The organism is Streptomyces kryoterrae (assembly GCF_054072135.1).
In genome coordinates this window covers 761,937-778,277 of the sequence record NZ_CM133358.1, presented here as the reverse complement: position 1 = coordinate 778,277, position 16,341 = coordinate 761,937, and the positions used below count along the sequence as shown (strand labels likewise).

Annotated in this window: 11 protein-coding genes and 2 pseudogenes; 6 read left to right on the top strand and 7 right to left on the bottom strand. The window is 70.8% G+C overall.

Features of this window, described 5'->3' with window-relative positions:
• Positions 1-189: 189 nt before the first annotated feature.
• The 4 genes from ACW4TU_RS03005 (at position 190) to ACW4TU_RS02990 (ending at position 5,295) form a co-directional block, all read left to right on the top strand.
• On the top strand, positions 190-2,433 hold the full coding sequence (locus ACW4TU_RS03005; RefSeq protein WP_457424326.1) for a glycoside hydrolase family 9 protein: 2,244 nt from the start codon (positions 190-192) through the stop codon (positions 2,431-2,433).
• Between the two features lie 99 nt (positions 2,434-2,532).
• A complete protein-coding gene (locus ACW4TU_RS03000) occupies positions 2,533-2,781 on the top strand; it encodes a hypothetical protein (RefSeq protein WP_457424324.1) in 249 nt (82 codons plus the stop codon).
• Positions 2,782-2,784: 3 nt separating this feature from the next.
• Positions 2,785-3,162, top strand: coding sequence for a toxin Doc (locus ACW4TU_RS02995; protein WP_457424322.1), 378 nt, complete (start codon positions 2,785-2,787; stop codon positions 3,160-3,162).
• 582 nt (positions 3,163-3,744) lie between these two features.
• Positions 3,745-5,295: an RICIN domain-containing protein gene (locus ACW4TU_RS02990; protein WP_457424320.1), complete on the top strand. Its 1,551-nt coding sequence runs from the start codon at positions 3,745-3,747 to the stop codon at positions 5,293-5,295.
• Between the two features lie 151 nt (positions 5,296-5,446).
• Here ACW4TU_RS02990 and ACW4TU_RS02985 read toward each other — a convergent pair.
• Positions 5,447-6,151: pseudogene (locus tag ACW4TU_RS02985) on the bottom strand (alpha/beta fold hydrolase).
• Between the two features lie 322 nt (positions 6,152-6,473).
• On the opposite strand from ACW4TU_RS02985, the gene ACW4TU_RS02980 reads away from it, so the two are divergent.
• Positions 6,474-6,896, top strand: a complete 423-nt coding sequence (locus ACW4TU_RS02980) for a protease inhibitor (RefSeq protein ID WP_457424318.1) — start codon at positions 6,474-6,476, stop codon at positions 6,894-6,896.
• Positions 6,897-7,062: 166 nt separating this feature from the next.
• Here the strand turns inward: ACW4TU_RS02980 and ACW4TU_RS02975 are convergent, their stop codons facing one another.
• On the bottom strand, positions 7,063-7,473 hold the full coding sequence (locus tag ACW4TU_RS02975; RefSeq protein WP_457424316.1) for an STAS domain-containing protein: 411 nt from the start codon (positions 7,471-7,473) through the stop codon (positions 7,063-7,065).
• Between the two features lie 233 nt (positions 7,474-7,706).
• The gene (locus ACW4TU_RS02970; RefSeq protein WP_457424314.1) at positions 7,707-9,218 is read right to left on the bottom strand and encodes an MFS transporter; all 1,512 of its coding nucleotides are present in this window, start codon (positions 9,216-9,218) and stop codon (positions 7,707-7,709) included.
• Positions 9,219-9,480: 262 nt separating this feature from the next.
• Here ACW4TU_RS02970 and ACW4TU_RS02965 point away from each other — a divergent pair.
• Positions 9,481-9,711: pseudogene (locus ACW4TU_RS02965) on the top strand (alpha/beta fold hydrolase); the annotation flags it as partial.
• A gap of 168 nt (positions 9,712-9,879) precedes the next feature.
• Here the strand turns inward: ACW4TU_RS02965 and ACW4TU_RS02960 are convergent.
• The 4 genes from ACW4TU_RS02960 to ACW4TU_RS02945 all read right to left on the bottom strand — a co-directional run bounded on the left by ACW4TU_RS02960 (position 9,880) and on the right by ACW4TU_RS02945 (position 16,208).
• Positions 9,880-12,702 (bottom strand): NHLP bacteriocin export ABC transporter permease/ATPase subunit, encoded by a 2,823-nt coding sequence (locus tag ACW4TU_RS02960; protein ID WP_457424312.1) that lies wholly within the window; start codon positions 12,700-12,702, stop codon positions 9,880-9,882.
• A gap of 1 nt (position 12,703) precedes the next feature.
• Positions 12,704-14,821 (bottom strand): NHLP family bacteriocin export ABC transporter peptidase/permease/ATPase subunit, encoded by a 2,118-nt coding sequence (locus ACW4TU_RS02955; RefSeq protein ID WP_457430677.1) that lies wholly within the window; start codon positions 14,819-14,821, stop codon positions 12,704-12,706.
• A gap of 101 nt (positions 14,822-14,922) precedes the next feature.
• Positions 14,923-15,729 carry an HlyD family efflux transporter periplasmic adaptor subunit gene (locus tag ACW4TU_RS02950; protein WP_457424310.1) on the bottom strand — a complete coding sequence of 269 codons (807 nt, stop codon included), beginning with the start codon at positions 15,727-15,729 and terminating at the stop codon, positions 14,923-14,925.
• A 260-nt stretch (positions 15,730-15,989) separates the two neighbouring features.
• On the bottom strand, positions 15,990-16,208 hold the full coding sequence (locus ACW4TU_RS02945; RefSeq protein WP_457424308.1) for a type A2 lantipeptide: 219 nt from the start codon (positions 16,206-16,208) through the stop codon (positions 15,990-15,992).
• Between the last annotated feature and the right edge of the window lie 133 nt (positions 16,209-16,341).

Below are 16,341 nucleotides of genomic sequence, written 5' to 3'. Positions count from 1 at the left end.
GCCCCCGAGGACGGGACGGGTAGGGGCGGCGGGGGCGAGCACCCCGTACGTGAGCCCAGTACGGTCCGCACCGTTGACGCGCCGTAGGACCTCGCACAACATGGCGACGTCCGCATCTGGGAGCGCTCCCACGGCAAGCGCCGCTCTTCCGGCACCCGCGCCCCCACCCTCACCCGAGGAGCTCCAGACGTGAAACGACGCAGAACCACCCTGCTCTCGGTGACCGCCCTCCTTGCGGCGGCACTCACCGCACTCCCCGCCGGACCGGCCGGCGCCGAGGAGATCGAACAGGTCAGGAACGGCACCTTCGACACCACCACCGCCCCCTGGTGGACGACCAGCAACGTCACCGCGGGCCTCTCCGACGGAGGCCTCTGCGCGGACGTACCCGGGGGCACCACCAACCGCTGGGACGCCGCCGTCGGCCAGAACGACATCACCCTCGTCAAGGGCGAGTCGTACCGCTTCACCTTCAGGGCGCTGGGCACGCCCAACGGACACGTCGTCCGGGCGATCGTCGGCCTGTCGGTGTCCCCGTACGACACCTACTTCGAGGTCAGCCCGCAGTTGAGCGTGTCGGGCGACGCGTACACGTACACGTTCACCGCACCCGCCGACACGGCCCAGGGCCAGGTCGGTTTCCAGCTCGGCGGCAGCACCGACCCCTTCCGGTTCTGCATGGACGACGTGTCGCTGGTGGGCGGGGTGCCGCCCGAGGTGTACGTGCCCGACACGGGACCCCGGGTACGGGTCAACCAGGTCGCCTATCTGCCCGCGGGCCCGAAGAACGCCACCCTGGTCACCGGCGCCACGCAGCCCCTGCCCTGGCAGCTGAAGAAGGCCGACGGGACGACGGTGGCCCACGGCAGGACCGTACCGCGCGGCACCGACGCCTCCTCCGGGCAGAACGTCCACTCGATCGACTTCGGCTCCTACCGCAAGCGCGGCACCGGCCTCACACTGGTCGCCGACGGCGAGACCAGCCGTCCCTTCGACATCGACGCGAGCGCCTACGACCGGCTGCGGCGGGACTCGCTGAAGTACTACTACACGCAGCGCAGCGGCATCGCGATCCGCGACGACCTGCGCCCGGGTTACGCCCGCCCCGCCGGCCATGTCGACGTGGCGCCCAACCAGGGCGACTCCCACGTGCCCTGTCAGCCGGGCGTGTGCGACTACAGCCTCGACGTCACCGGCGGCTGGTACGACGCCGGCGACCACGGCAAGTACGTCGTCAACGGCGGTATCTCCACGTGGGAGCTGCTGAGCACCTACGAGCGCGCCCTGCACGCCCGTACGGGGCAGCGGGACAAGCTCGGTGACGGCACGCTCGCCATCCCGGAGAGCGGCAACAAGGTGCCGGACGTCCTGGACGAGGCCCGCTGGGAGCTGGACTTCCTGCTGAGGATGCAGGTGCCGGACGGGCAGCCGCTGGCCGGTATGGCGCACCACAAGATCCATGACGAGCAGTGGACCGGGCTGCCGCTGCTGCCGAGCGACGACCCGCAGAAGCGCCAGTTGCACCCGCCGACCACCGAGGCCACCCTGAACCTGGCGGCCACGGCGGCGCAGGCGGCCCGGCTGTACCGGCCCTACGACCGCGCGTTCGCCGCGCGCGCCCTCGCGGTGGCGCGCAAGGCATGGACGGCCGCGCTGGCCCACCCCGACCTCCACGCCGACCCGAACGACGCGACCGGTGGCGGTGCCTACAACGACACCGACGCGCGGGACGAGTTCTACTGGGCCGCCGCCGAGCTGTATCTCACCACCGGTGAGAAGACGTTCGAGCGGCACATCCTGAACTCGCCGGTCCACACGGCCGACATCTTCGTGCCCCTCGGCTTCGACTGGGCCAGGACCGCCGCGGCCGGCCGGCTCGACCTGGCGACCGTGCCGAACCGGCTGCCCGGCCGGGACAAGGTCCGCCAGTCCGTGATCAAGGGCGCCGACGGCTATCTGACCACGCTGGCGGCACAGCCGTACGGCATGCCCTACGCCCCCGACGCCAACCTGTACGACTGGGGCTCCAACGCCCAGATCCTCAACAACGCCGTGGTCGTCGCCACCGCGTACGACATCAGCGGCGCCTCGAAGTACCGGGACGGTGCGCTCCAGAGCATGGACTACCTCTTCGGCCGCAACGCGCTGAACATGTCGTACGTGACGGGTTACGGCGAGGTCAACTCGCATCAGCAGCACAGCCGTTGGTACGCCCACCAGCTCGACCCGAGCCTGCCCGGCCCGCCGGCCGGCACGCTCGCCGGAGGCCCCAACTCGAGCATCCAGGACCCCTACGCGCAGAGCAGACTCCAGGGCTGCGTGGGCCAGTTCTGCTACATCGACGACATCCAGTCCTGGTCGACGAACGAGCACACGGTCAACTGGAACGCGGCCCTGGCCCGGATGGCGTCCTTCGTGGCAGACCAGGGATAGCCGGACAGCTGGGCCCTGCCTCGCCCCCTCGGTACCACCGCCTTACCTGTCTGAGCTGGGGATATTTACGGGTAAGTACCGGCGAGGTACCGTGGGGGCATGCCAGCTCTCAACGTGGAGTTCAGTGACCGCGAGCTAGAGGACCTGCGGCAGATAGCCAAGGAGCGCGGTACGTCCATGAAGGCCCTCGTGCGTGAGGCGGCGGCTGCCGACATCGCCCGCCACCGCGCCCTGCAGGAGGGCGCGGAGGAGTTCCGGCGGTTCTTCGCGGCCCACGCCGACGAGTTCGCCGCGGCGTTCCCCGAGGACGAACCGGTCGCGCCGGGGCGTCGGGGACGGGTCGCCTGACCGATGGCTCCCGTCATCCACATCGACGTGCCCTGGCTGCTCCAGCGCCACGAAGAGGTCCTGCCCGACCAGCCCACGGTCAACGACTTCTCCGCCCTGGTGGCCGCGGTGGCCCGCCACCGGGTCGACCCGCCGCGCCTCGGCGTGGACTCCGACCCGGCCTGGCGGGCCGCCGCGCTGCTGCACACCCTCGCGCTGCTCAAGCCGCTGCCGTCGGCCAACGCCCGCTTCGCCTGTGCCACCGCAGTGGCGTACATGTTCGTCAGCGACGTCGGCATCGATCCGCCCTACGGCGCCCTCGCCGACCTCGCCCGCGACCTGATCTCGGGAAAGGTCGACGTCTACGGCGCGGCCGACCGGCTGCGCTCCTGGCAGATCTGAGCGGATCCGGGCAGTCCGGCCGGCAGCCGGGCTGGGCCCGCCCTCGGGGCCGCCGACCGAGGGCGGGAAGAACGGGGTCGGCGGCCGTTTCGCGCGGGAGAGCCGCCTTTCCGCGCGGGGCCTTCGAGGAGGGCCGGTTCCAGTGGACTGCACCACCGCACGCGCCGGGAGCGTGCGCGGTGCACCGGCGCGTGCGCGCGGTTCACACGGGGCGCGGGGAATTATCGAAAGCCGGTACGGATGTCGGAAGTTTCCTCTGTTGCTGAGCTTCCTTAAGTGAATGGATGTTGCCCAAGTGCCTTGTTGGTCATGACCGACTTGTGCAATGGTGAACTACCTGTACAGGGGGAGTGGCCGGACTCGGTTCGCCGGTGGTGATTCGGTGGCGGTCCAGCGTCACGGTCGGGGCGGGGGACACCGCCGGGTACCTCTGTGAGTTACCCGCGCGTGGGAAGGAACCGCTCAGTGCCCCACCCCCACCCCCCTCGTCCGTCGCATCCCCCGTACTCCGGTGGGGTTCCGGGGGAATCGGACGAGAGTCTCGCCGCCCAGCTCAGAGGCAGACCGGAGGGCGAGAGCGGCGTGCCCGTCGCCCTGCTGACGGCGCGGCACTGGCAGGCGACCCACGAGTACGCGGTCATCTGCCTCGCCACCTCGGCCCGGACCTCCTCCATGGTCACCGCTGCCGCCTTCCATCAGGTCCTGGAACGGGTGATGCGGGCCGAGTCGGCCGTCGCGCTGCGCCCGCGGTTCCTCGTGGCCGTGCGCGACATCGTCAGGCAGTGGTCCGCCGACGACCGCATATCCGATGTGCTGCCGGACCTGACGAAACCGGCGGGCGGTCGCGGTATGCGCGCGGCGAAGGCCATGACGGCGGAAAACCGAAAGCTCGCGGAACGTTCGTTCCAGGCACTTCCCGGACTCGCCCAGTGTCTGCTGTGGCACACGGAGGTGGAGGCCGAGCCGATGAATGTCCCAGCCGTCCTTCTTGGCATGGACACGAATATGGCGGCGGCGTCGCTGGAACAGGCCCGCGAACAATTCCGCGAGGGTTGTGTACGCGCCCACCGGGAACTCGCGCCGTCCAAGGAATGCCGGTTCTACAACCGTCTTCTCGACATCCCCATCCGGCGCGGCGGCGCTCTGCTGCCCGATGTCCAGCAGCACCTGTCGGTGTGCCACTACTGCCGTTACGCCGCCGAGCAGTTGAGCCACTTCGAGGGCGGCCTGGGCACGTTGCTCGCCGAGGCGGTGCTCGGCTGGGGCGCCCGGCGTTATCTCGACTCGCGTCCGGGGCGCAGCCAGAGCGGCACACGGCTGCGGGGCCACGCACGGCATCGCGGCAGTGGTGGCGAGGGTGCCGGTGGCCGGGGGGTCGGCCTGGGGCGCCATCGTCTGCTGTCACGGATTCCCTCTCCGCGCCGCCCGCTCCCGGGCGGGACCGGAAACAGACGAACCCTGTTCACCAGCGTGGGCCTGGCCTCGGCCGTCGTCCTCGCGGTGGTGCTGGGCAGCGGACTGTGGCCGAAGGACGGCAGCGGCGCCGACCCGGCCGCCTCCTCCGGAGCGACCGCCGGACGCGGCACGGCGCCCGGCGCCACGCCGACCTCGCCCGCGGTGTCCTCCTCGCCGCCCGCGACGGGCAACCTCCCGACCGCCACCCGGCAGACCCGGCTGCGCAACGTCACCGCCGACCTGTGCCTCGACATCCGGGGCGGCAGGGCCACCGTCGGCGCCGTCGCCAGGCTCGCCTCCTGCTCGACCGCGTGGACCCAGATGTGGACGTACGAGGACGACGGTCTGTTGCGCAGTGTCGCCAACCCCGAGCTGTGCCTCGACTCGCACGCCGACGCCGGTGTCGTCATCCTCGGCCGCTGTGCCGCCGCGTCCGCCGATCGCGGCGACGACGTCCGCTACGACCTCACCGTGCGGGGCGAGTTGCTGCCCCGCTGGGAGGAGGGCCTCGCGGTCGCCCCCGCCTCCGACGACCCCGGCACGGACGTGGTCGTCAAGGTCCGCGACGGCTCCGCGAACCAACGCTGGCTCACCGACACAGCGACCGCCAGCCCCGATTCCCTGTCGAGAGGCGGCGCCCCGGGCAAGGCGGCCCAGGTCGACGCGGACCCGAGGTAGTGGCAGGCCCGGCCGACACCCACAGCCCGTCTGGGGGTCCCCCCTCTGGGGGAGTTCGAGGACAAGGCCCGTTCAGGGCCGAAGCGGGGGTCTGGGGGCGGCAGCCCCCAGGGATGGGGCGGGGTAAGGGCGGCGGGAGCGGACCACGCGGTCAGGCGCGGGTCACCGACCGGTGCAGGACCGCGGCCAGTTCGCGGGGGCGGGAGAACATCGGCCAGTGCCCGGTGTCCAGCTCGGCCAGTTCCCACCGGTCGCTCCTGAGCAGCTCGACCACGTCCTCGGACGGCTCCGGATCGTCGAGCAGACACTTCACGTAGGTCGCGGGAAGGTCGCCCAGCGAGCCCATGAGGACGGCCGGCTCGGTGAGGGTGTCCCCGGGGTGGGGTGTCGAGCCGTTCACGATCCGCGCGATCTGCTCGTCGGTGAGCCCCTGGCCCGCGAAGTGGTCCGGCGCCGGGGTCGGCCAGAAGCCGTCGTTCTCGGCGATGGACGCCTCCACCCCGGCACTGTCCCAGCCCCGGAGGAACGACCTGCCGTCGGCCGGGACACTCGCGTCGACGAACACCACCCGGCCCAGCCGCCCCCGATCCGCTCGGCGGCCTGCCCGACGGCTATCCCCGCGTAACTGTGCCCGGACGAGCACGGCGTCCCGCAGATCGAGGCGCCCGACCTCCTCGACGACGTCCCGCACATGCGTCTGCTGCCCGGCAGGCTCGCCCCGCCGCTCCGCCACCCCCGACAACGTCAACGGGTACACCCCGTGTCCGGCGGCGCGCAGCTCGACCACCACCTGGTCCCACGCCCACGCACCGAGCCGAACACCCGCGACCCACACGAATTCGCTCGTGCGGCACAACCTGACGCGCGGCCCGGGAGCCCCGTACGGAGCCGAATCGGAATGTTTCAGGCCGATTAAAAAGGCAGGTGGATCCAGCCACTCGGTCGTCTCAGGTGATCAACAGCCGCTCGGTTACGGGCTTCACGCGTTCGAATCACGTAACTTCACGCCACTGATTCAATACGCAAGGTTACCGAAACGCGTGGGGTCGAGATGAGTTTCGGCGCCGGACTCGGCAGACTCACGCTCGCCGATCCGGCCCGACCGGCTGGGATCGAGTACCCATGCGGACCGTTGACCTTCGATTCGCATCTTCGAACTGAGCGGAAGGATGCACACAATGCCGAACACCGCGCGCTGGGCAGCGACTCTGACCCTGACGGCCACCGCCGTCTGCGCCCCTCTCGCCGGGGCCGCCGTCGCCGCCCCCTCCGGGCTCTACGCACCCTCGGCCCTGGTGCTCACCATGGGTCACGGTGACACCGCGGCAGCCGTCACGCCCGAGCGTGCCGTCACCCTGACCTGTGCCCCGACGGCCTCGGGCACGCACCCGGCCGCGTCCGAGGCGTGCGCCGAACTCCGTGCTGCCGGCGGGGACTTCGACCTGCTGGCGGCGAAGGGCGACGTGAAGTGCACCAAGCAGTACGACCCCGTGGTCGTCACTGTCGAGGGTGTGTGGCGGGGCAAGCGGGTCTCCTTCGAGCGGACTTTCGCGAACGAGTGCGTGAAGAACACCTACGGGACGGCCGTCTTCACGTTCTAGGGACCGGGGTCGCGCGCTTCCGTGAGCAACGCAGGGTGCACGCGGATGGGGAGTGCGAACCCCTGTGTCGCGGAATGCCGCGCGATCTCGCAGCGGGGCCGGTCGGTGGTGTGGGGCCACCGGCCGGCCCATCGGCATGTGTACGCGAAGGCCGGACCCGTTCCCCCTACTCCGGCTCCGGGATGCGGGCGAGGGGCGGGAAGCGGTTCAGCAGGCGTGCGGCGCGCAGCAGACGGTGGAGGCGGGGTGTGTCGGAGACCAGACGCAGCCGCCCGCCGCGCTCGCGGGCACGAGTGTCGGCGCGGCACAGTTCGCGCAGGCCGGAGCAGTCGAAGAAACCGACGTGCCGGAGGTCGACCAGGACGTCGGGGCCGGGGCGCGAGGTCGCGGCGTCCAGATGCTCGGCGAGGAATCCCGCGGTCGCCAGATCGATCTCGCCGGAGACCTCGACCACGGTGAACGGCCCGTCCGTGTACGTACGGGCATACGGGTTGGCCGTCGGCGGGAGGGCTCCGGACGAGTCCGGGGCCGTGCGCTCGGGCGGCCCGGGGATGCGGTCGTCGGCTTCCGGCGTCATGGCTGCTCCACCTTGGCGGGGGCGCATTCGATCTAGGTAGCTACCCCGACTGGGTCCGGACCATCCCTGACACGCCGTCCACAAGATCTAATTCACTCGACAAGGTGAATTGCCGCCGTTTTCATTGACATTCCGTGCACTGTGCATTTAGTGCATCGGGTGTGCCTCGACAGCCGGAAGGGCCGCCGTCTCCCTACGGACGGCGGCCCCTCGGCCTCGGCAACCCGGGTGGATCACATGTGGACGACCGGTGCGGCGTTCTCGTCCTGGGCCGGGACACCGGGGCGGTACAGCAGGAAGGTGATCAGGGCGCCCGCGGCGAAGAAGCCCGCCGACCACCAGAAGGCGGTGGTGTAGCTCTCGATCGTCGACTGGGCCTGGACCAGCTTGTCGGCCGCGTTCCGGCCGGACAGGTAGTTGGTCGCGGCGCTCGCGGCGAGCGTGCTCAGCAGTGCCGTGCCGATCGAACCGCCCACCTGCTGCATGGTGTTGACCGTCGCGGAGGCCACTCCCGCGTCCTCGGCGCCGATGCCGCTGGTGGCCAGCTGCATCGCGGGCGGCATGATGGCGCCCATGCCCGCACCGATGACCAGCAGCTGCGGGAGCACGGCGGTGCTGAAGGACGAGCCGACACCGATACCGGTCAGCCAGACCATGCCGGCCGCGCCGAGAGCGAAGCCCGCCGGGATGATGATCTTGGGCCCGAAGCGGGGCACGAGCATGGTGGTCGACACCTGGGCCGCGACCATCAGGGCCGCCATCATCGGCATGAAGGCCAGGCCGGTCTTGGTCGGGCTGAAGCCGAGGTTCAGCTGCAGGTAGTAGGTGAGGAAGAGGAAGACGCCGAACATCGCCGCGCCGGAGATCAGCACCGTGAGGAAAGAGGCCGCACGGTCACGGTCGAGCAGGACGCGCATCGGCAGCAGCGGGTGCTTGGCGCGGGTCTGCCACTGGGTGAACGCCGCGAGGAGCAGGACGCCCGCGATCAGGAAGCCCCAGGTCTGCGGCGAGCTCCAGTCGTGCGACTCGGCGTTGGAGAAACCGTAGACGACGGAGAAGAGACCGGCGGAGACCAGTAGCGTGCCCGGGACGTCGATCTTGGAGTTGGCGGCGTCACGGTGGTTGCTCAGCAGCATCCAGCCGCCCACGAAGGCCACTACGGCGAAGACCAGGTTCACGTACAGCGTCCAGCGCCAGTCGAGCGCGTCGGTCAGCAGGCCGCCGAGCAGCAGGCCCACCGCGCCGCCGGCCCCGGCGATCGCGCCGTACACGCTGAACGCGCGGGCCTTTTCGCGCGCGTCGGTGAATGTCGTGTTGAGCAGCGAGAGTGCGGCGGGCGCGAGCAGCGCGCCGAAGACACCCTGGAGTGCCCGGGCGACGACCAGCATCTCGAAGCCGTTCGCGGCGCCGCCGAGGACGGAGGCGCCGGCGAATCCGGCGACACCGATGAGGAAGGCGGGCTTGCGGCCGAACAGGTCGGCGATCCGGCCGCCGAGCAGCAACAGGGAGGCGAAGGCCAGTGCGTACGCGGTGACGACCCACTGGCGGTTGCCGTCGGAGAAGCCGAGGTCGGCCTGTGCGGAGGGGAGCGCGATGTTCACGATGGTGGCGTCGAGGACGACCATCAGCTGCGCGATCCCGATGATCGCGAGGATCCACCACCGCTTCGCGTTCGGCGCGGCGGATCCCTGGTCCGTGTCGTGTGTGACGCCCTTCGGGGCGCCTTCGGTGAGGGACTGCGGCATCTGAGCACACTCCAGGGAAGGTCGCTCGTGAGTGGAGCGACGAGTGGTGACGAAAGGCGAAGAAGACCAGAGGTTACGAGTATGTAAACGAAACGGTTTCGTACTCTCGCCTCTTGAGATTAGACCACTTTCATCGAAACGGCAAAGTATCGATACGGGAAAGTATCGCTAGGGAGGATGTGCGGACGTGCGCAGCGGCAGGGCGACGGTCGACGGGGCCGAGCTGTACTACGAGGTACGCGGGGCCGGTCCGGCCCTGCTGATGATCAGCGGCGCCGGGGGAGACGCCGGCTACTGCTCCGGGATCGCCGAGGGCCTCGCCGACGCCTTCACGGTGATCACCTACGACCGGCGCGGCAACTCCCGCAGCACAGGTGGCGGCACCGCCCTCATGGCACTGTCCCGGCAGGCCGCCGACGCCCGCGAGCTCGTCGACGAACTCGCGGGCGGCCGGGCCCTGGTCGTCGGCAACAGCGGCGGCGCGATCATCGGTCTGACCCTGGCCGCGCGCCACCCGGAGTGCCTGGTGGGCCTCATCGCCCACGAGCCGCCCGCCGTGAACGTCCTCCCCGACGACGACCCCGGGCGCGGCTTCTTCGCCGGTTCGCCGGGACTCCGCCGGCCGCTGTCGCCCCGCCGGTGTCCCGGCGACGTCCGTCGCCTACGCCAGCTGCCGTCGCACCAGTTCGTGCAGCCGTCCGCCGGTGTCCGCCAGCAGTTGGGCCGGGGGGCCCTGCTGGGCGACCTTGCCGTCCTCCATCACGATCACCCGGTCCGCGTCCAGCACCGTCGACAGACGGTGCGCGATCACGATCCGGGTGGCGTTCAGCGCGCGGGTGCTCTCGATGACCGTGCGCTGGGTCTCGTTGTCCAGGGCGCTGGTCGCCTCGTCGAAGAAGAGGATGCGCGGCCTGCGGATCAGCGCCTGGGCGATCATCAGCCGCTGCCGCTGGCCGCCGGAGATCGCGCCGCTGCCCTGGACGATGGTGTGCAGGCCCATCGGCATCCGCCTGATGTCCTCGGCCAGGCCCGCCATCTCGGCGGCGGCCATCGCCTCCTCCGGCGTGTACGGCTCGGTGCCGCAGATGACGTCCAGGATCGAACCCGTCATCGGCTGGGCGTGCTGGAGGACGACACCGCACTGGCGCCGTACGGCCGACTGGTCGAGCGCGCCCAGGTCCTGGCCGTCGTACAGCACACTGCCCGAGACCGGTCTGTCGAAGCCGATCAGCAGGCGCAGCAGCGTCGACTTGCCGCAGCCGCTGGGGCCGACGATCGCCACGAACTCGCCCGCCCGCACCTGGAAGGACACGTCGTCCAGGACGAGCGGCCCGTCGTCCGCGTAGCGGAAGGAGAGGCGGCGGGCCTCGATTGCGCCGGTCAGCACGCCCGGCCGGGTGCTCGCGACGCGTACCTCGGGGGTCGCCTCAAGGACCGGCTTGATCTCCTCGTACAGCGGGAGCGCGGCCACGCCGGAGACGAAGGCGCCGGTCAGCTGGGTGACCGAGGTCAGGAGCATCGTCACCGAGGTGTTGAAGGTGAGGAAGGCCGCCGCGGACATCTCGCCGCGCGCCGGACCCGCGAGCAGCATGAACATCACCAGGGTGCAGACCGGCAGGTACACCGCGCCCAGCACGGTCGTGAGGTTCTTGATGCGGCCGACCTTCTGCTGCAGCTCGCGGCTGCGCGCGAACTCGCCCGCCCAGGCCGCGTACGCGTAGTTCTCGGCTGCCGCGACCCGTAGCTTGGGCAGGCCGCGCAGGGTCTGGAAGGCCTGGTTGTTCAGCTTGTTGGAGAGCGTGATCAGCCGCCGCTGCCAGCGCACCTGCCACAGCCCGAGCCCCAGGAACACGGCGGCGATCACCACGAGCATGCCGACCGCCGCCAGCGCCATCGGTACGCTGTACCAGAGAAGCAGGCCCAGATTCATCGCCGCGACCGTGACCGACTGCGTGACGACGGGGGCAACTCCCGCCAGCAGCTTGCGAATCGCGCTGATACCCATCGCCGCACTGGCCAGCTCACCGGTCGAGCGCTCGGTGAAGAACTTGGTCGGCAGCCGCAACAGCCGGTCCCAGACGGCCGGTTGGAGCGTCGCCTCGATCCGGCCCTCCATCCGGAGCAGGGTGAGGTTCTGCAGCAGGGTGAACGCCGCCGCCACCACACTGCTGATCATCACCGCCAGACAGAACTGGACGATCAGCGTGGTCTGCGCCTTCGGCACGAACTCGCCGAGCACCCTGCCGGTGGCCACGGGCACCAGCGCGCCGATCGCGATCGTCACCAGGCTGCTCAGCAGCAGGTTCACCACATCGCCCCGGCTGCCGCCCATGCTGAACCGGAGCAGTCGCAGCGGGCTCATTCCGCGTTCGGGCAGCGGGCGGTAGAACATCACCGCCCGCTCCTCGAACTCCGCCGCGTTCGCCTTCTCCACCGGCGTCTCGCGCCCCGACGAGGGCTGTACGGCCACGTATCCGCCGCGTCGCCACAGCAGCGCGACCGGTGCGCCCGACAGACTTCGGTGACCGATCAGCGGGCCCACGTTGTCGTGCCACCAGCGGCCGTCGAGCCGGACGGCCCGGGTGCGGACGCGGGAGGCGAGCGCGATCCGTTCGACCGGGTCGAGCCGGTCGCTCTCGGTGCCGCTCCGCGCCGGCTCGGCGAGCGTGATCCCGGCCGCCTCGGCGACCAGCTCGCAGGCCGCGTACGTGGCATCGGCGTCGGCGGCGGTCGTACGCTTCGCCGACGGCCTGCCGATCGACGCCAGCAGCGTCCGGTCGGCCTGGGCCCGGACGGCCTCGCCCGCCTTGATACCGGCCGCCGTACGGGTCTCATGGCCGCGTTCAAGCTGTTCGATCCACCGGTCGAGGGTGGCGAGCAGCCGGTGCTGCTGGTCGACCATGCCCTGCCAGACCCCGGGGTCCATCAGCAGGTCGGCGGCTGCCTCCGCGCCGTACAGTGCCCCGTACCGCACGCTGCCCGGTGGGACCTGCATCCAGAACACGTCGTCGTCGGTCGGCGCGGCGGCCCGTTCCGAGGCCATCGGCGCCTGGAAGAGGACGGACAGGCCGCGCCCGACGCCCAGGGCGAGGGCGTACTCCAGCGGGCTGGTCGCCGGGGGCACGTACTGGGCGTTGCCGTACTCGTCGTACGACCAGGTCTCGGTGCCCGGCGGCTGATGGAGCTCGCGCAGGCCGATGCGGTGCACCACGCAGTCGTGCACCGGGCGGGCGACCAGGGTGTGGTCCGGTCCGGTGACCGGGCCGAGCAGCAGGGCGCCCGCCTCCAGCCGGCCGATGTGGTGCCACTGGCCCTGTTCCACGGCGTCCACCGCGTACAGGTCGAGCGCGCCGGACGCGACCAGCCACAGCACCTGCGGGCCTTCGAGGTCGAGGCGGTTTCGTCCGGACAGGTCGAGGCGTGTCCCCATCTGCCCGAGTGCGGCCAGGACGATATCGACATCACTCCGGTGAACGGTTGTCATCTCATCGCTCCCTGACCAGCTCGGCATACGCCCCACCGGCCGCCACCAGGGCGTCGTGCCGCCCGCGTTCCACGATCGTGCCGTGCTGGAGGACGACGATCTCGTCGCTGTCGCGCACGGTGGAGAGCCGGTGGGCGATCACCACACAGGCGCAGCCGCGCCTGCGCAGGTTGTCGATCACGGTCTGCTCGGTCTCCGCGTCCAGCGCGCTGGTCACCTCGTCGAGGACGAGAATGCTGGGGTTGCGCACCAACGCCCGCGCGATCTCCAGGCGTTGGCGCTGTCCGCCGGAGAAGTTCCGCCCGTCCTGCTCGACCCGGCTGTGGATACCGCCCGGCCGGCGCGTGATGACGTCGTAGAGCGCGGCGTCCTCCAGGGCCGCCACCACCGACTCGTCCGGGATCGACGGGTCCCACAGCGCCACGTTGTCGCGGACGCTGCCCTCGAAGAGGAACACGTCCTGGTCGACGAAGGAGACCGATGCCGCCAGGGCTCCGCGCGGGATGTCCTCCAGACGCTGCCCGTCGATCCGGATGACGCCCTCCCAGGGCACGTACAGGCCCGAAATCAGCCTGGAGACGGTCGACTTGCCGCTGCCGGAGCCACCCACCAGCGCCACCTGCTGACCCGGACCGACGGTCAGGTCGAAGCCCGACAGCAGAGGCTGGTCGAGCGGGCTGTAGCCGAAGGTGATGTTCTGGAGCTCGACATGGCCGTGCAGCCGGCGGGTCGAGTCGCCGCCGCCCGGGCGGGCGTACAGCGGATCCGCCTGGAAGTTCTCGACGTCCTTGAGCCGCGCCACGTCCGCCGCGAAGTCCTGGATACGGCCCGCCACACCGTTGAGCCGGGTGAGGGGCGCGGTGAACCGCACGACCAGGGCCTGGAAGGCCACCAGCAGACCCACCGACATATGGCCCTCGACGGCCCGCAGCCCGCCGATCCACAGGATCAGCGCGCTGTTCAGTGTCGCGAGTGTCGGCGCGACCACCCCCAGCCAGGCACTCGGCACCCCCAGCCGCTGCTGCTCCTCCAGCGTGGTCGCGTGCTGTCCGGCCCACTTGCGGAAGTAGCCCTCCTCGCCGCCGGTCGCCTTCATCGTCTCGATCAACTGGAGCCCGGAGTAGGCGGTGTTGGTCAACCGGGCGGTGTCCGCGCGCAGTTTGGCGGTACGGGTCGCGCGCAGCCGGATCACCACCCGCATGGCCACGATGTTGAGCAGCGCCACGCCGATGCCGACGGCCGTCAGTTGCGGGTCGTACGTATAGAGGAGCACGGCGTACAGCACGACGACGATCGCGTCGACGCCCGCCGCCGCCAGGTCGCGGGCCAGCGTCTCCGACACCGCGTCGTTCGACTGGAGACGCTGGACCAGGTCGGCCGGACTGCGCTGGGAGAAGAAGGTGACCGGGAGGCGCAGCAGATGGCGCAGGAAGCGGGCGCTGCTCAGGGTCGAGGAGACGATGCGGCCGTGCAGCAGGTTCGCCTGCTGCAGCCAGGTCAGCACGAGGGTCAGTGCCACGCACGCGCCCATCGACGCGAACAGCACCTCCAGCATCGAGGTCTGCCCGCCGATCAGGAACGTGTCGATGTAGGTGCGGCTGAGCGCGGGCATCGCGGCGCCCACCGCCACCAGCAGCAGACTCGCCAGGATCGCGGCGGGCATCGTGCCCGAAGTGCCGCGCAGCCGGGCCGGCATGGCCCCCAGGACGCCCGGCCTGCGCCCGCCGCGCTCGAAGTCGGGGCCCGGTTCCATGACGAGGACGACACCGGTGAAACTGGAGTCGAAGTCCTCCATCGGCACGAACCGGCGTCCCTTGCCGGGGTCGTTGACGTACACCCCGCGCCGGCCGAGGCGTCGCCCGAAGCCGTCGAGGACGACGTAGTGGTTGAACTCCCAGAACAGGATCGCGGGCGCGTTCACCTCGGCGAGCGCGGCCGTGTCCATCTGCATGCCCTTGGCCGTCAGACCGTAACTCCGGGCCGCCTTCAGGAGGTTGCTGGCGCGCGAGCCGTCCCGCGAGACGCCGCAGGCGATGCGCAGCTCTTCGAGGGGGATGTGCCGCCCGTAGTGGGCGAGGACCATGGCGAGCGAGGCCGCGCCGCACTCCACGGCCTCCATCTGGAGAACGGTCGGCGTGCGCACGGACGTGCCGCCGCCTTTGGGGACCGTGCGACGGGGCGACGCCGAGCGGCGCCTGGCCCGGGAGTTCGGTGCGGCACTCACGGCAGCAGCCAATCGACGGGACGCTGGTCGGCCAGCCGGATCGAGCCCGAGGCCAGGGTCATGGAGGTGAGCGCGAACGGCGGCCCCTCGGCAGAGGACCACCGGTAACCGCTCTTCGTGGCCGACGACCTGTCCAGCTTCACCAGCACGGCGACCGGCCGGCCCTTCTTGGTGAACTGCTCGCCCAGCTGGCTGTCACCGAGGAACGCGCCGATCTGCTGCTCGGTCTGAGCGGCGCGGTCCACCGACTTCACATGGCCGCGCAGCACCCCGTACTGCTGGGTGGGTGCGGTCTGGACGGTCAGGTCGACGGCCGCGTTCGCGGGAATCGTGGCGGCGCTCTCGGCCGGGACGTACACCGTCGCGTACAGCGGGTCGCTCGCGCGGGCGACCTTCTCGATGGCCGCGATGTTCGTGCCCGTGCCGACGATCTGGCCGATCGTGGCGGCGAGCGCGGTGAGCCGGCCCGCGGCGACCGAGCGGACGAGCGACTCCCCGGAGGCCGTACGGACCTTCAGCACAGGGGAGTTGGCGGGCAGCCGGGCGCCCTCCTCGGCGAGGACCGCGGTGATCTGGCCGGAGACGGGGCTCTGCAGGACGTAACTGCCCTCCCCGTGCGTGAGGATGGCGGGCGCGCTGACCGCGGAGGAGACGGATCCCGTGACCGCCCACACGGACGCGGCGGCCATGACGACGACCGTGACAGTGAGGACCAGCCAGCCCTGGGGGCGAGCGAAGCGCACCGGAAGGTCCAGCTCCTCGGCCGACTGGAGCTTGGCGAGGGCCTGTTGGCGGAACTGCACGGGACTTTCCCTCATCTGCGAGCGGATGAATTCCGGCGGTGAGCCGACTGGTCCGAGCGGACCTGGTGAAGTCGGGTGCGGAAATCGCGTCCCGAAGAGGCGCGGGACTGTATCGACACGCGGCTCCGCCGAGAAGGGGGAGCGACCAGCCCCCCCCACCGGCCCGCGGCAGACGAACCGCACATCCAGCGGAGCGCCCGGACACCCGAGAGTCCCGGAACCGGGAAACGGTTCCGGGACTCAGCGGCGCAAGGCGTCGATCAGAGACCGGCGACCAGGCCGGTGACCGCACCGGTGTTCACGCCGGTGAGGCCCTCGACCGTGCCGGTGACCGTGCCGACCAGCGGAAGCGCGCCGGGGGCAACGCTGTCCACCAGGTTCGTGACGGTGCCGACGGCGTGCAGGGACAGACCGCCGGAGACGGCGTCGAGAGCGGAGTCCGACAGCTCGGCGGTCTCAACCTGGGGGGTGGAGTTCATGATGGAACTTCCCTTCATAGGGGGCTTCACAAGGGGGGAGCGGCCCTCTCTGGTGGGGCAGACGACGACCGCGACCGCAGGGCCACCCAGGCTCGTTTCCGGAACCTCGGCGGCCCCTGCGATGCGATGGATC

Excerpts from the sequence above, each read along its gene's own strand:
- ACW4TU_RS02960 (WP_457424312.1), bottom strand. The coding sequence starts at position 12,702 with ATGACAACCGTTCACCGGAGTGATGTCGATATCGTCCTGGCCGCACTC.
- ACW4TU_RS02970 (WP_457424314.1), bottom strand. The coding sequence starts at position 9,218 with ATGCCGCAGTCCCTCACCGAAGGCGCCCCGAAGGGCGTCACACACGAC.
- ACW4TU_RS02980 (WP_457424318.1), top strand. The coding sequence starts at position 6,474 with ATGCCGAACACCGCGCGCTGGGCAGCGACTCTGACCCTGACGGCCACC.
- ACW4TU_RS02995 (WP_457424322.1), top strand. The coding sequence starts at position 2,785 with ATGGCTCCCGTCATCCACATCGACGTGCCCTGGCTGCTCCAGCGCCAC.
- ACW4TU_RS02945 (WP_457424308.1), bottom strand. The coding sequence starts at position 16,208 with ATGAACTCCACCCCCCAGGTTGAGACCGCCGAGCTGTCGGACTCCGCT.
- ACW4TU_RS02975 (WP_457424316.1), bottom strand. The coding sequence starts at position 7,473 with ATGACGCCGGAAGCCGACGACCGCATCCCCGGGCCGCCCGAGCGCACG.
- ACW4TU_RS02955 (WP_457430677.1), bottom strand. The coding sequence starts at position 14,821 with ATGGAGGCCGTGGAGTGCGGCGCGGCCTCGCTCGCCATGGTCCTCGCC.
- ACW4TU_RS03000 (WP_457424324.1), top strand. The coding sequence starts at position 2,533 with ATGCCAGCTCTCAACGTGGAGTTCAGTGACCGCGAGCTAGAGGACCTG.